Source organism: Streptomyces sp. NRRL B-24085 (genome assembly GCF_001282115.1).
Lineage (GTDB): Bacteria > Actinomycetota > Actinomycetes > Streptomycetales > Streptomycetaceae > Streptomyces.
The window spans coordinates 1-14,165 of the sequence record NZ_LJBR01000024.1; the positions used below are offsets into that span (position 1 = coordinate 1).

The 14,165-nt window shown below is 71.4% G+C and carries 11 protein-coding genes; 2 read left to right on the forward strand and 9 right to left on the reverse strand.

Features of this window, described 5'->3' with window-relative positions; genetic code table 11:
- Positions 1–276 precede the first annotated feature (276 nt).
- Positions 277–2,304: a thioredoxin domain-containing protein gene (locus AOJ26_RS03170; protein WP_053846613.1), complete on the forward strand. Its 2,028-nt coding sequence runs from the start codon at positions 277–279 to the stop codon at positions 2,302–2,304.
- Here the strand turns inward: AOJ26_RS03170 and AOJ26_RS03175 are convergent.
- The 4 genes from AOJ26_RS03175 to trhA form a co-directional block, all read right to left on the reverse strand.
- Complete coding sequence (locus AOJ26_RS03175; protein WP_053846614.1) at positions 2,301–3,077, reverse strand: Mut7-C RNAse domain-containing protein; 777 nt, start codon at positions 3,075–3,077, stop codon at positions 2,301–2,303. The two genes, AOJ26_RS03170 and AOJ26_RS03175, sit on opposite strands and share 4 nt — an antisense overlap.
- 33 nt (positions 3,078–3,110) lie before the next feature.
- Entirely contained in the window at positions 3,111–3,737 is a 627-nt protein-coding gene (locus AOJ26_RS03180) for a TetR/AcrR family transcriptional regulator (protein WP_086724251.1), read from the reverse strand.
- Positions 3,738–3,748: 11 nt separating this feature from the next.
- Positions 3,749–5,287, reverse strand: a complete 1,539-nt coding sequence (locus AOJ26_RS03185; protein WP_053846616.1) for an MFS transporter — start codon at positions 5,285–5,287, stop codon at positions 3,749–3,751.
- Between the two features lie 102 nt (positions 5,288–5,389).
- A complete protein-coding gene (trhA, locus tag AOJ26_RS03190) occupies positions 5,390–6,103 on the reverse strand; it encodes a PAQR family membrane homeostasis protein TrhA (RefSeq protein WP_053846617.1) in 714 nt (237 codons plus the stop codon).
- A gap of 339 nt (positions 6,104–6,442) precedes the next feature.
- Between trhA and AOJ26_RS03195 the strand changes: the two genes are divergently transcribed.
- Complete coding sequence (locus AOJ26_RS03195; protein WP_053846618.1) at positions 6,443–8,266, forward strand: phosphoenolpyruvate carboxykinase (GTP); 1,824 nt, start codon at positions 6,443–6,445, stop codon at positions 8,264–8,266.
- Positions 8,267–9,016: 750 nt separating this feature from the next.
- On the opposite strand, the gene AOJ26_RS03200 is transcribed toward AOJ26_RS03195, so the two are convergent.
- The 5 genes from AOJ26_RS03200 to AOJ26_RS03220 form a co-directional block, all read right to left on the reverse strand.
- Complete coding sequence (locus tag AOJ26_RS03200) at positions 9,017–9,613, reverse strand: hypothetical protein (protein ID WP_053846619.1); 597 nt, start codon at positions 9,611–9,613, stop codon at positions 9,017–9,019.
- A complete protein-coding gene (locus AOJ26_RS03205; protein WP_053846620.1) occupies positions 9,600–11,156 on the reverse strand; it encodes a substrate-binding and vWA domain-containing protein in 1,557 nt (518 codons plus the stop codon). The genes AOJ26_RS03200 and AOJ26_RS03205 overlap by 14 nt, the downstream gene beginning before the upstream one ends.
- Positions 11,153–12,328: a toxic anion resistance protein gene (locus AOJ26_RS03210; RefSeq protein WP_053846621.1), complete on the reverse strand. Its 1,176-nt coding sequence runs from the start codon at positions 12,326–12,328 to the stop codon at positions 11,153–11,155. The genes AOJ26_RS03205 and AOJ26_RS03210 overlap by 4 nt, the downstream gene beginning before the upstream one ends.
- 15 nt (positions 12,329–12,343) lie before the next feature.
- A complete protein-coding gene (locus tag AOJ26_RS03215; RefSeq protein WP_053846622.1) occupies positions 12,344–13,408 on the reverse strand; it encodes a hypothetical protein in 1,065 nt (354 codons plus the stop codon).
- Positions 13,409–13,682: 274 nt separating this feature from the next.
- Positions 13,683–14,117, reverse strand: a complete 435-nt coding sequence (locus AOJ26_RS03220) for a hypothetical protein (protein WP_053846623.1) — start codon at positions 14,115–14,117, stop codon at positions 13,683–13,685.
- Positions 14,118–14,165 lie beyond the last annotated feature (48 nt).

Here is a 14,165-nt window from a genome sequence, read left to right on the forward strand (position 1 = left end):
AGATGTGTATAAGCGACCGCCTCCTCCTCCACGGCCCGCCCCAACAGCCGTTCGGCTTCCGCCCGATGGCTGTCCCGCATGTCACGTCCCCCTCCGGCGGCAACGGCTTTCTTGGTCAAGTGTGCTGCGGACGGGGCATCGGGGCGAGAGGGCGAACGCTCCCGGCCTCACCGGAAAGGGCGCGTCATCGCCCCTCGCGTCACCGTCCTCGCCCACGTCACCGTCCGGGGCACGTCTGACGCCCCGCCCGAGGGATACTGCGGCAGGATGGACCCCATGCCGAACCGACTGGCCCACGAGACGTCCCCCTACCTCCTCCAACACGCGGACAACCCGGTCGACTGGTGGCCCTGGTCGGCCGAGGCCTTCGAGGAGGCGCGGAAGACGAACAAACCCGTCCTGCTGAGCGTCGGGTATTCGAGCTGCCACTGGTGTCATGTCATGGCCCACGAGTCGTTCGAGGACCGGGCGACCGCGGACTTCCTCAACGAGCACTTCGTGAGCGTCAAGGTCGACCGCGAAGAGCGCCCCGATGTCGACGCCGTCTACATGGAGGCCGTGCAGGCCGCCACCGGGCAGGGTGGCTGGCCCATGACCGTGTTTCTGACGCCGGAGGCCGAGCCCTTCTACTTCGGGACCTACTTCCCGCCCTCGCCCCGTCAGGGCATGCCCTCCTTCCGGCAGGTGCTGGAGGGGGTGCGGGCCGCATGGAGTGATCGGCGGGACGAGGTCGCCGAGGTCGCCGGGAAGATCGTGCGGGACCTGGCCGGGCGGGAGATCTCCTACGGCGACTCGCAGGCGCCCGGTGAGGAGCAGCTCGCCGCGGCGCTGCTCGGGCTGACGCGGGAGTACGACGCGCAGCGCGGCGGGTTCGGCGGGGCGCCGAAGTTCCCGCCGTCCATGGTGGTGGAGTTCCTGCTGCGGCACCACGCCCGCACCGGCGCCGAGGGCGCTCTCCAGATGGCGCGGGACACCTGTGAGCGCATGGCCCGCGGCGGTATCCACGACCAGCTCGGCGGCGGTTTCGCCCGCTACTCCGTGGACCGGGACTGGGTCGTGCCGCACTTCGAGAAGATGCTCTACGACAACGCGCTGCTGTGCCGGGTCTACGCCCATCTGTGGCGGGCTATGGGTTCCGAGCTGGCTCGGCGGGTCGCGCTCGACACCGCCGACTTCATGGTGCGTGAACTGCGTACCGCCGAGGGCGGGTTCGCCTCCGCGCTGGACGCCGACAGCGACGACGGGACCGGCAGGCACGTCGAGGGCGCGTACTACGTGTGGACGCCGGAGCAGTTGCGTGAGGTGCTCGGTGAGCAGGACGCCGAGCTCGCGGCGCGGTATTTCGGGGTCACCGAGGAGGGGACCTTCGAGCACGGGCAGTCAGTGCTGCAACTGCCGCAGCAGGACACGGTGTTCGACGCGGAGAAGGTCGAGTCGGTCAGGCGGCGGCTGTTCGACGCGCGTGCGGAGCGGCCCGCGCCGGGCCGGGACGACAAGGTGGTCGCCGCGTGGAACGGTCTCGCGATCGCCGCGCTCGCCGAGACGGGGGCGTACTTCGAGCGTCCGGACCTGGTGGACGCCGCGCTGGGGGCGGCCGACCTTCTCGTACGGCTGCATCTGGACGAGCAGGCCCGGCTGTCCCGTACCAGCAAGGACGGTCAGGTGGGTGCGAACGCCGGGGTGCTGGAGGACTACGCCGATGTGGCCGAGGGGTTCCTCGCGCTGGCGTCCGTGACGGGGGAGGGGGTCTGGCTCGATTTCGCCGGGTTCCTGCTCGACCATGTGCTGACGCGGTTCACGGGGCCGGAAGGGGCGCTGTTCGACACTGCTGCCGATGCCGAGCGGCTGATCCGGCGGCCGCAGGACCCGACCGACAACGCGGTGCCGTCGGGGTGGACGGCGGCGGCGGGGGCGTTGTTGTCGTATGCCGCGCAGACCGGGTCGGAGCCGCATCGGGAGGCGGCGGTGAAGGCGCTCGGGGTGGTGAAGGCGCTCGGGCCGCGGGTGCCGCGGTTCGTCGGGTGGGGGCTGGCGGTGGCGGAGGCGAACCTCGACGGGCCGCGGGAGGTCGCGGTGGCGGGGCCTTCCCTGACCGACCCGGCGACGCAAGCCCTGCACCGCACGGCGCTTCTGGGGACCGCGCCGGGTGCCGTGGTCGCCGTGGGGGCTCCGGACAGCGGTCTCCCGCTGCTCGCCGACCGGGTCCTCGTCAATGGTGAGGCCACCGCGTACGTCTGCCGGCACTTCACGTGTGACGCGCCGACGACCGACGCGGACGCGTTGCGGGTGGCGCTGGGCGGTTAGGCGTCCGCCGCGCCGTCGTGGCCGGTCGCGCGGTTCCCCGCGCTCCTGAAGGGCGGGAACTGGGCCAGGGCGTTCGCCACGATCGCCTCCAGCTTCTCGTGGTGGGCGCCTTTCCAGTAGGCCCGGCCGCACTCCTGGCATTGCGCGAAGACGTCGTACGACCGCTCCGTGCCGCCCTCCAGGCGGTCCGCCACCTCCTCCTTGGTGGCCTCCTTCAGCAGGCCGTTGCAGGCCGTGCAACGGGACCACGGCTGCAAGCGGGGGCGGAAGCGGTCCAGGGTGTCGCGGAGCTGGGCTTCCGGGTCGGTGCTGTACACGAAGGCGCCCGCCCAGAGTTCCCGTCGGCGCAGGAGGCCGCGGTCGCGGCTGAGCAGGACCCGTTTCTCGGTGGCGGAGCGGGTGGCGAGGGCCGGGTCGCCGATGTCGGTCGACTCGTAGGCCGTGTCCACGCCGAGCAGGCGCAGCCGGCGGGCGAGGGTGCCGAGGTGGACGTCGAGGAGGAAGCGGAGCGGGGCGCCGGGGACGTGCTGGGGGCGGGCGACCGGCAGGACGTGCACGGTGTCGCCGGCGGCGGGGACGTACGACCTCGGCACCTCGCGGTCGTCGACGCGTAGTGCGCCGACCTCGGTGAGCGGGACGCCGAGGGACTCCACGACGTGGCCGAGGGAGGAGGTGCCGTCGGTGGTGACCGGGGTGGCGCCGTGGCGGCGTGCGTGCGGGACGAACAGGGCCAGCTCGGGGGCGATGTCGACGTGGATCTCGGGTGCGCTCACCGGGTCAGGATGGCATGCGGGCCGGGGGTGGTCTCAGGGCTTTTTCGCGGGGAGCCCGTGTTCCAGGACGTGCAGGGCGCGGTCGGTGAGGCCGTGCAGGTCGTCCTGCATGCCGTGCTCCGCCCAGTACTGGTAGACCTCGGTGAGGCCGCCGATGAGGGACATCGTCTGGACCCGTACCTCCAGGTCGTCGGTGTCCCGGCCGGTGCGTTCCGCGATGGCACTGGCGAGGAGCCGGCCGGTGACGGACATGCTCTCCATCATGCGGGCGCGCACCGCGGGCACCTGGATCATCAGGTGGGCCCGCAGCCGGGTGACCTCGTGGTCCACGGCGGAGACGGCGAGGGCGCGGTGCAGGATGTGCCGCACGGACTCCATCCACGGCTCGTCCAGCGGCCGGGAGCGGAGCTCTTCCAGCATGACGGGGTCGTACTCGTCCGTGAGGACGATGTCCTCCTTGGTGGGGAAGTAGCGGAAGACCGTGGACGGCGACACCTCGGCGCGCTCGGCGATCTGCTCGACCGTGGTGGCCTCGTAGCCCTGTTCGTCGATCAGCGCGTAGGTCGCGTCGCGGATCGCCGTCCGGGTCTTGATCTTCTTCCGTTCGCGAAGTCCCAGCTGGGAGACGTCAGCGGGGGGAGAGGGGTGTACGGGCGTCATGGGTGCCATTCTCAGGCATGGGACTCCTCGGCAGCCATGTCCGGGTCCGCGGTGCTCTCGGCCGGGTGGGGTGCGGAGGGCAGGAAGGCGGCCGCGAGGAGTGCGGCAACGAGGGCGGCGATGCCGCAGACGAGCAGGACGACGCCCATGCCGTGGACGTACGCGTCGTTCGCGGAGGCCAGCAGGTCGGCGGAGCCGGTGCGCTGGGCGACCAGGTGTGCGGCGACCACGGACTCCCCGGCGGTGTCGGCGGCCTGTGCGGACAGTCCGGTGACGTCGAGGCGGTCCCGGAAGGCGCCGGCGAGCAGGCTGCCGAGCAGGGCGATGCCGATCGCGCCGCCGACCTGGCGCATGGTCATCAGGAGTCCGGAGCCGCTGCCGGCGCGGTCGCGGGGCAGGGCGCTCAGGCCGCCGTTCATGGCGGGGATGAGGGAGAGGCCGAAGCCGAAGCCGGTGAGGGAGAGCCACAGGGCGACGAATCCGTAGCCGGAGTCCACGGTCGTACGGCTGCCGAGGAGGCCGGCGAAGGCCAGGACCACCAGTCCGGCGCTGACCGTGGCGCGGGCGCCGAAGCGGGCCACGACCCTGGGGGCGAGGCGGGAGGCGACGAGGAGTCCGCCCATCATGGGCAGCAGGCGGACGCCGGTGCCGAGGGCGTCGTGGCCGAGGACGGCCTGGAGGAAGGGCGGCAGGACGAACAGCAGGCCGGTCAGGATGAAGTTGACCAGGGTCGCGGCGATCGTGTTGAAGAGGAAGCCGCGGTGGGTGAGCAGGGTCATGTCGAGCATGGGGCGCTGGACCCGGCGTTCGCGCAGGACCAGGGCGGTGATGAGGGCGACGGCCGCCGCGAGCATCCCGAGCACCAGGGGGTCGCCCCAGCCGCGGGTGGGGGCCTCGATGATCGCGTAGACGAGGGTGCCGAGGCCGGTGACGGTGAGCGCGGTGGAGAGGGCCTCGACCTTGGGGGAGGAGGGGTCGCGGGTCTCGGGGAGCAGGAAGACGCAGGCGGCGATCCCGAGGGCGGCCATCGGGACGTTGACCAGGAAGACCGAGCCCCACCAGAAGTGGTTGAGCAGCCAGCCGCCGATGATCGGGCCCAGCGGCAGGCCGAGCGCCGAGGCGGCGGAGACGATGCCGACGGCCTTGGTGCGCTCGTCGGAGGCGAAGAGCGTGGGCAGTACGGAGAGCGCGAGCGGGGTGACGAGGGCGCCGCCGACGCCCATCACCGCGCGGGCGGCGATCACGGCGTTCACGTCGTCGGCCAGGGCGCCGACCAGTGATCCGGCGAGGAAGACGGCGAGTCCGGCGATCAGCATGCGGCGCCGTCCGAACCGGTCGCCGAGCAGGCCGGCGGGGAGCATCAGGGCAGCGAAGACGACGACGTAGGCGTCCGCCATCCACTGCTGTGCGCCGGTTCCGGCGTCGAGGTCGGCGGCCATGGTCGGCAGCGCCACGTTGAGGATCGTCAGGTCGAAGCCGAGCGTCAGCATGCTCGCGACGAGGGCGGCCAGGGCCCACCAGCGACGGGGGTCCGGAGTGATGGTTTCCATAAATTGAGAGTAACTCTCAAAAGCTAGGAGCTGTCAATCGAATCCGGCATGCAAAAAGGGCCACGGCGGGGAAGCCGTGGCCCTCGGAGGGTGCGGAACGGGTCAGGCGTGCTGGTAGGCCACCAGGGAGATGCCCACGTAGTGGACGGCGAAGGCGGCCACGGTGAGGGAGTGGAAGACCTCGTGGAAGCCGAAGTAGCGCGGTGACGGGTTCGGCCGCTTGATGCCGTAGATCACACCGCCCGCGCTGTAGAGCAGGCCGCCGACGACGACCAGGACCAGGACCGCGACCCCGCCGGCGCGCATGAAGTCGGGCAGGAAGAAGACGGCGGCCCAGCCCATCGCGATGTAGCAGGGGGTGTAGAGCCAGCGCGGGGCGCCGACCCAGAAGACCCGGAAGAGGATGCCGGCCAGGGCGGCCCCCCAGATCCCCCACAGCAGCCACCGCCCCTTGCTGCCCGGCAGCAGCAGGATGGTCAGCGGTGTGTAGGTGCCCGCGATGATCAGGAAGATGTTGGCGTGGTCCAGCCGTCGTAGGACGCCGTCCATGCGAGGGCTCCAGGTGCCCCGGTGGTACAACGCGCTGACGCCGAACAGCAGGCAGGCGGTCAGGGCGAAGATCCCGCAGGCGATCCGGCCTCTGGTGGAGTCGGCGAGGGCGGTGAGCACCAGCCCCGCGACCAGTGCGGCGGGGAACGTGCCGAGGTGGAGCCAGCCGCGCAGCTTCGGCTTGATGGGCTCGGCCAGGTCGTGGGCGTGCTGCTTGATCTGGTGCGGCAGAGACGGTGCTTCGGCGTCGTGGGCGGGCGGCGTCATGCCCGGCATCGTACCTACGGGGCCGTAAGTTACGCATGAGTACGGCGGCTGGGGCGGCCGGGAGTGGCCATCCTCTCATGGGAGTTGACCAGTAAAGAAACCGTCTGCTGAACGCTACGTGCACGCAAATAAACGCGCTGTGTACAGAGAAAGCGTGGCGATCCTCACTCCGCTCACCTGTGATGCCCTCTGGACAGATGGGCGCTCCAGTCGGATGATCAAATGAGTGCGGTCGGCACCGGATGAGCGCCAAGGTCACCACCGAAAAGGTGCGAGATGCATCCGGGTCGCAGCCCCCACGGGGCCTCCAAACAAAAAATCCCTCATCTAGGAGCAATCGTGGCGCGCGACATCGCGGCTCCCCCCGTCATCCCCACCCAGCACAAGGAACTGATCTCGTGGGTGAACGAGATCGCCGAACTGACCCAGCCGGACAGCGTGGTCTGGTGTGACGGATCCGAAGCGGAGTACGAGCGCCTGTGCGAGGAGCTCGTCGCGAAGGGCACCTTCAAGAAGCTCGACCCCATCAAGCGGCCCAACTCCTACTACGCGGCCTCCGACCCGACCGACGTCGCGCGCGTCGAGGACCGCACCTTCATCTGCTCGGAGAAGGAGGAGGACGCGGGGCCGACGAACCACTGGAAGGCGCCGGCCGAGATGCGGGACGTCTTCACCGGGGAGAAGGGCATCTTCCGCGGTTCGATGAAGGGCCGGACGATGTACGTCGTCCCCTTCTGCATGGGCCCGCTCGGCTCGGACCTCTCCGCGATCGGCGTCGAGATCACCGACTCCGCCTACGTCGCGGTCTCCATGCGCACCATGACCCGCATGGGACAGCCCGTCCTCGACGAGCTCGGCTCCGACGGCTTCTTCGTCAAGGCCGTCCACACCCTCGGCGCTCCCCTGGAGGAGGGCCAGGAGGACGTGCCCTGGCCGTGCAACTCCACCAAGTACATCTCGCACTTCCCGGAGTCCCGCGAGATCTGGTCCTACGGCTCCGGCTACGGCGGCAACGCCCTGCTCGGCAAGAAGTGCTACGCCCTGCGCATCGCGTCGGTGATGGCCCGCGACGAGGGCTGGCTCGCCGAGCACATGCTCATCCTCAAGCTCACCCCGCCGCAGGGCGAGTCGAAGTACGTCGCCGCCGCCTTCCCGTCCGCGTGCGGCAAGACCAACCTCGCCATGCTGGAGCCCACGATCTCCGGCTGGACCGTGGAGACCATCGGCGACGACATCGCCTGGATGCGGTTCGGCGAGGACGGCCGCCTCTACGCGATCAACCCCGAGGCCGGCTTCTTCGGCGTCGCCCCCGGCACCGGTGAGCACACCAACGCCAACGCGATGAAGACGCTGTGGGGCAACTCCGTCTTCACCAACGTCGCCCTCACCGACGACAACGACATCTGGTGGGAGGGCATGACGGAGGAGACCCCGGCCCACCTCACCGACTGGAAGGGCAACGACTGGACGCCCGAGTCCGGTGTCCCCGCCGCCCACCCCAACGCCCGCTTCACCGTTCCCGCCGCGCAGTGCCCGATCATCGCGCCCGAGTGGGAGGACCCCAAGGGCGTGCCGATCTCGGCGATCCTCTTCGGCGGCCGGCGCGCCTCCGCGGTGCCGCTGGTGACGGAGTCCTTCGACTGGAACCACGGCGTCTTCCTCGGCGCGAACGTCGCCTCCGAGAAGACCGCCGCCGCCGAGGGCAAGGTCGGCGAGCTGCGCCGCGACCCCTTCGCCATGCTGCCGTTCTGCGGTTACAACATGGGCGACTACATGGGGCACTGGGTCGACGTGGCCAAGGACAAGGACCAGTCCAAGCTGCCGAAGATCTACTACGTCAACTGGTTCCGCAAGAACGACGAGGGCAAGTTCGTCTGGCCCGGGTTCGGCGAGAACAGCCGTGTCCTGAAGTGGATCGTCGAGCGCCTCGAAGGGAAGGCCGAGGGCGTCGAGACGCCGATCGGCATCCTGCCGGCCAAGGACGCCCTCGACACCAAGGGCCTCGAACTGGCCGACTCCGACCTGGAGTTCCTGCTCACGGTCGACAAGGAGGTGTGGCGGGAGGAGGCGTCCCTGATCCCCGAGCACCTCAACACCTTCGGCGACCACACGCCGAAGGAGCTGTGGGACGAGTACCGGGCCCTGGTGCAGCGCCTGGGCTGACGTCCCCCGAAGACGCCGCGGCCGGCTCCGATCGTGCCCTGACCAGCAGTATCGTCACGGCCGGCCGCGGTTTCAGTACGGCGAGGCCGCACACAATGGGGTGTGCGGCTGTGGGCCCGTCCTCACCTGTCCCGTCCGCCCCGACGGGAAGCAGGGTGAGGACGGGCCCTCGCCGCGCTCCGGGTTTGTCGCGTTCCGGGTCCGCCGCGTTCCGGGTCCGTCGTGTCCCGGGGTGTGCCGCGTTTCGGGGGGCGTCGGCTCCGGGTCCGTCGTGCTCCGGGTTGGCCGGCTCCGGGGCTCCGCCGGCCGGGTTGGCCGGCTCCGAGGTCCGTCGCTCCGGGTTCGCCACGCCCTGGGGTGTGCCGCGTTGCGAGGGGCGTCGGCTCCGGGTCCGTCGTGCTCCGGGTTGGCCGGCTCCGGGGCTCCGCCGGCCGGGCTCGCCGGCTCCGAGGGTTCCGCCGCTCCGGGCTCGCCACGCCCTGGGGGTCCGCCGCGTTCCGGGTCCCGCCGTATCCCGGTCCGCCGTGTTCCTGATCCGGCCGCCTTCGTGACGTCGCCGCTTTCTTCGCCGGCGGGTTTCTCGTGGCCGACGGTTCTCGTGGTCTCGCCGGGTTGCGGGCGTCGCCGCGTTCGGGCTCCGCCGGACTCGCCTTCCGAGCATGCCGTTTTCCCGATCCGGCCGTTTGCGTGGCCCCGCCCCCCCGGGTTGGCCCGGCCGCGCCTGACCGTTTCCGCTAGTCCCCCGGAGGGCTAACGCTCCGACCGTTCCTCCAGGTAGCGGGTGTGGGTCTCCTGCCTCCTGGCCTCGGTGTCCCGCAGGGCCGCCGCCCAGCGCTCCGCCTCCCGCTTCAACAGGCCGAGCTGCTGCTCCAGATGGAGCTCGGGGGACTCCGTGCCCGGGGTCATCCTCGTCCACCAGCGGGTCCGGGCGAAGCTGTCCACCGCCTCCGGCAGGTCCCGGCGCACGATCCGGGACACCGCGTGGACGCCCTCCGGATCGTGGGCCAGGAGTTGCGCGGACCGGTCGCCGTCCAGCAGTGCGGACAGCAGTTCCGTCAGTTCACGCAGCCGGGCCGCCGCCGTCACCGACAGGTCGATGTCGGCCAGATAGGCCCGCAGCGTCTCGAAGTCCGCCCGCACCGCGGCCAGTTGGGCCGACGGGTCCGGGAAGTCGGGCAGCGCGGGGCGATCCGGCGGGGCGATCAGCGCGCCCGCGCCGTAGAGGCCGGCCACGACCACGGGCCAGTACGGGCCCGCCGCCCCGGTGAAGGTCAGCGCCAGGCCGGCCAGCCCGCACGCGCTGCCCGCGAGGTTCTTGCGGGACTCCAGATACCTACTGATAGCCACGGATCTCCTCGAAGGCGCCGTCCAGCGAGCCCTGGCGGGCGTCGAAGAGGCGGCCGCCGGTCAGGTCGGCGATGTGGGCCAGCTCGGAGCGGTCGGAGTCGCCGAAGAGGACGGGGAAGACGGGGATCCGACGGCGGTCCTCTCCGAGCCCGGCGTAGAAGGCGTCGAAGTCCTGCGCCTCCGCGCCCGCCGTGTTCTCGCCGTCCGTCATCAGCACGATCGACGTGAACGTGTCCCGGCCGGTGCCGAGATGGTCGTACGCCTTCTCCAGCGAGGTGTAGATCGCGGTGTCGCCGTCGGCCGACAGCGCCGAGGTGTCCTCCCGGAGGGCGTCCAGGCCGGTCCGCGGGTGCGAGGGATCGACCACATGGGTCCGTACGTCCTTCACCCGCGAACCGAACGGCATCAGCGTGACCTCCTCGCGTTCGCGGAAGTCGCCGGTGAGGTCGGTCAGGGCCGTCTTCAGGCGGTCCAGGCGCTCGCCCGCCATCGAGCCCGAGGTGTCCAGGACGTACACGGTCCGCGACGGGCGGCGCAGTTCGTTCTCGTAGGAGTCGAGCAGGCCGTCGGCGACGGAGCGGGTGCCCGGGAAGGGGAGTTCGCGGCGGCGGCCGGTATCCAGGCCGCTCGCCGGCGCGACCGCGGCCACGACCGGGCGGCGGTGGGTGCGCTCGGTGATCAGCCGCTGGATCCGCTCGGTGCGCAGGTCCTCCGTCACCCGGCGGACGTCCTCGCGGGTCCGCGCGTTCGTGGACCGCAGCGAGGTGAGCGGGTAGTCGGCGGTGATCACGCCGTCGCGGGGGCGGATCACGGTCAGGCCCGGGACGCCCTTGAGGACGGACTCGTAGTTGAGCAGGGCGTCGACGTCACCGCGCCGGGCGTAGGCCGCGGCCAGCCAGCCCGACGAACCCGAGGTCAGCTTCTGGCCCTTGAAGAACTCCTTCAGCCGGGGCGCGGCCGCGGTGACGTCCGCGTCGGTGAGCGCCGCCTGGGCGCCGGAGAGGGCCGAGGCGACCGACACCAGCGTGGCGAAGCCGGAGTTGGAGCGGGCCGGGTCGGTCATGCCGTACGTCAGCTTCCCCTCCCGGACGGCCCGCTCGACCTGGGACCAGGTGACGTCGGCGGGCTTCCAGCCGAGCGCCTTCACCGTCGCGGGCCGCACGCCGATCGCCACCGGGCTCGACATGACGGGGGTCTCGGAGACCACCTTCGCCGCCGCGTCGGGGCGCAGCCGCAGGTAGTCGTTCGAGGACAGCCACAGGGCGTCGTACCGGCCGTCGGTCCGGCCCCGGGCCAGCATCTCGACGGCGTCCAAGGTGCCGATGGGGTTCAGCTCCACCGTGACGCCGGTGTCCTTCTCGACCTGGGCGAGGACCGGCGCCATGTCGGTGAGCTCGCTGGAGGCGAGGACGCGGAGGGTGCCGGGCTCGGCGGGGCCGGGGACGCCGGGCGTCGAGACACCGCTGATCCCCTCGCCGTGGGTCGTGCAGGCGGTGAGCAGACCGAGCGCCGCGAGGCAGCCGGCCAGTGCGCGTCGTCTCATCCGAGGCCCCCTTCCAGGGCGCCCTGCGACCGGCTGCGCTCCAGGTACCCGCTCGCGTGCCGGAGTTCGGTGGTCAGGGACTCCACGGTCGCCGCCATCGCCTCGGTCGCCTGCACCTTGTACGTGTCGATCGCGTCGAGGGTCCGGTAGATCTGCTGGAACGCGGAGCGCAGGGTCTCGGCGCCGACCGCCGGGTCGGCCGCGATGCGCTGGATCTCCCCGCTCTGGGTCGCCAACATCTCGGCGTTGCCCCGGATGAGGTCCTCGGTCGTCCCGCGCAGGGCATTGACCTGCTCGACGACCTTCTTCTGGTTGTCGAGCGCGGAGGCCAGCATCACGGAGATCCGCAGGGCCGACACGGTGGTCGTGGCCGCCCGGTCGACGCCCTTGATCAGCTCCTCGTTGTTGCGCCGGACGACGTCCATGGCGAGGTAGCCCTGCGCGCAGACGGCGAGCTGGGTCAGCAGGTCCTGGTGCTTCTGCCGGACCGGGAAGAGCACGTCGGCGCGGAGCGCGTCGGCCGCCTCGGGGTCCGTCACGGCCGAGATGTGCTGCTCGACGGCGGTGTCCAGGGCCTCGGTCAGCACGACGTACTCCTGGAGCCTGCCCATGGTCTCCCACAGCCGGACCCGCTCGGTCTGCAACGCGGCGTTGTCCCGGCGCAGTTCGTCCTGCCCGCCGCGGAGCGAGCCGACGATCCGGTTCAGTGTCCCCTGCGCGGAGGCGTACTTGGCGACGTGGTCGCGCAGCCTGTTGCCGCCGGGGAGCCGGGACAGGAACCTGCGGCCCCTGGCGGCGGGCAGGTCCCGCGGGTCCAGGTCCTCGACCACGCGCCACAGTTCGACGAGCGATCCGGCCACCTGCGACTGGGCGTCCCCGCCCTGGTCCGGCAGGCTGCGCACGGTCCGCTCCAGCATCCGGTTGGACTGCGCGGCGGCCCCGCGCATCTCCCCGGCGCCGAGCGCGGTGATCTCGCCGACCTTGCCGGCGAACTCGGGCGAGCGGGCGTCGAGTGCCGCGAGCCCCTCGACGTACGCGGCGGCCTTCTCGGTCATGCCGGCCCGGACCGAGTCGTCGACGGGGACGAGCCCGCCGGCCTTCTCACGGGGCACGGCAGCCACCGGCTCGGGCGGAGTGAGCGTGAAGGTGTCGTTGTCGTTCATGGCTGTCATCGGTGGTGTCTCCCGTCATCCGCGCGCCCGTCGCGCCAGCTCGTGCAGCACCGCGGAGGTGGGCACGGGCGCCTGGCGGACGCCGGTCAGTTCCTGCTTGAGATAGGTGGCGGCCGAGGCGAACCCGGCGGCCTCGCCCTGCGGCCGGAACCCGTGCCGTACCTCCAGCTCGCGCAACCGCGGGTCGGTGGACAGGAGTTCGGCGAGTGCCTGGCCGTTCTCGGTCAGCGGTACGACCGTGTGGTCGCTGTTGACGGTGGTGTCCGGGTAGAGGACGACCAGGTCGTCGGGGTGCTGTCCGCCCGCGAGGAGCGAGGCGACCTGGGACTCGTAGACCAGGACCAGCGGGTTGCCGGCGCCGCTGACGAAGTCCCGGAAGGCCGCGTCCGTGCTGGACTGCTGGGCGCCCTGCACACTGACGAGCTTGTGCAGCAGGGGAGTTGTCCTGGCGACCTCGGTGCCGCTCGCGACCACCTTGCCGCCGTTCGCCACGTAGGAGGCGGCGGCGAGGTACAGGGCGCCGGAGTTCGAGGTCTCCGGGTCGGTGCTGGAGAGGTAGAGGGTGCCGGTCAGCTCCCCGTACTTCTCCGCGCCCCTGAGCTGCTGCCAGGTGCGGTCAGCGCGGGCCGCGTCCAGGTAGGCGGCCATCCGCAGCGTGCCGCGGTGTTCCCCGTCCAGCGTGGCCAGGCCGTTGCCCGCGAGGACCTGGGCGGCGCTCCTGTGCGCCACGACGACCAGGGGCGAGTAGAAGGGGCGGGGGAGGGTCCCCCGTACCCTGTGCCTCGCGGCGAGTTCGGCGGCCGGCGCCTGGCCGGACGGGAAGGCGAAGTCGTGGCCGCTGAGATCCAGCCCTTCCATGGCCCAGGACCCGGAGGTCTCGGCCCGTACGGTGTAACCCCTGGCGGCGAGGGCCTTCACCACGTCGGGATCTTCGAAGAACTCCGCCTTCTCCGACCCGATCACTCCCTGCACGGTCTTCGTTGCCGTGCCCTTGTCGTCCGCTTCCCGGCCCGCCACGACGGCTGCCACCACGCCGCCGACCAGCAGAACCGCGAGGACGATCCCTACGATGCGTCTCACACCGTGAAGAGTGCTCCCGGAACGGTAAGTTCCTGGGCAACGAGGGTGAACAGCGGGTGTAGTACCGGTCCCGGATCAACACGGCCGACCGGAAGCGCCCCTTCAGGGGCGCGGGGAACTGCGCGACAAGCCACAACGAACCCGCACCCGCCAGACGACCCGAACCCCTACGGCGCCAAGGCACCCCGGCCCAAGCCAACGCAGTGCATGGCACCCGGTCCGCACGTCGCTGCGGATGCGCGCGGACCGGGGCCGATCAGGGGAGCCGTACGGCTCAGTGCGCGGCGAGTTCGCGGGGGTCGGCCAGGGCCAGGGCGGCGCTGTGCGCGTCCATCCGCTCCGCCGCCAGGATCGCCGCCGCCGTGTCCGCCCGGGACGCCGCCACGAGCAGCGCGCGGCCGGCCACCGCGTGGGCGCGGCGGTGCAGGTCGGTGAGGTGCGGTTCCGAGGTGACCGGGGTCAGCGGTGCGCGGACCGGCGTGCCACCGCCCCGCAGCCGGGCCACCTGTGCGGCGAGCCGCTCGGCCGCGGTGTCGAGGTCGGCGGACGGTGCCAGCGCGCGCAGCTCGTCCGTGACGGCGAGCAGGGCGGAGAGATGGCCCGCGAGCTGGATGTCCAGCTCCTCCTCGCGGGAGCGGTGGGGGAAATCGGGGTTGGGGGCGTCGGCCATCGTGGAGTGGACCGACTTGGTGCGGATCGGTTCGTACATGGGATGGCCTCCTGTGCAGTCAGGAAACCATCCTAGCTTAGATTCCGT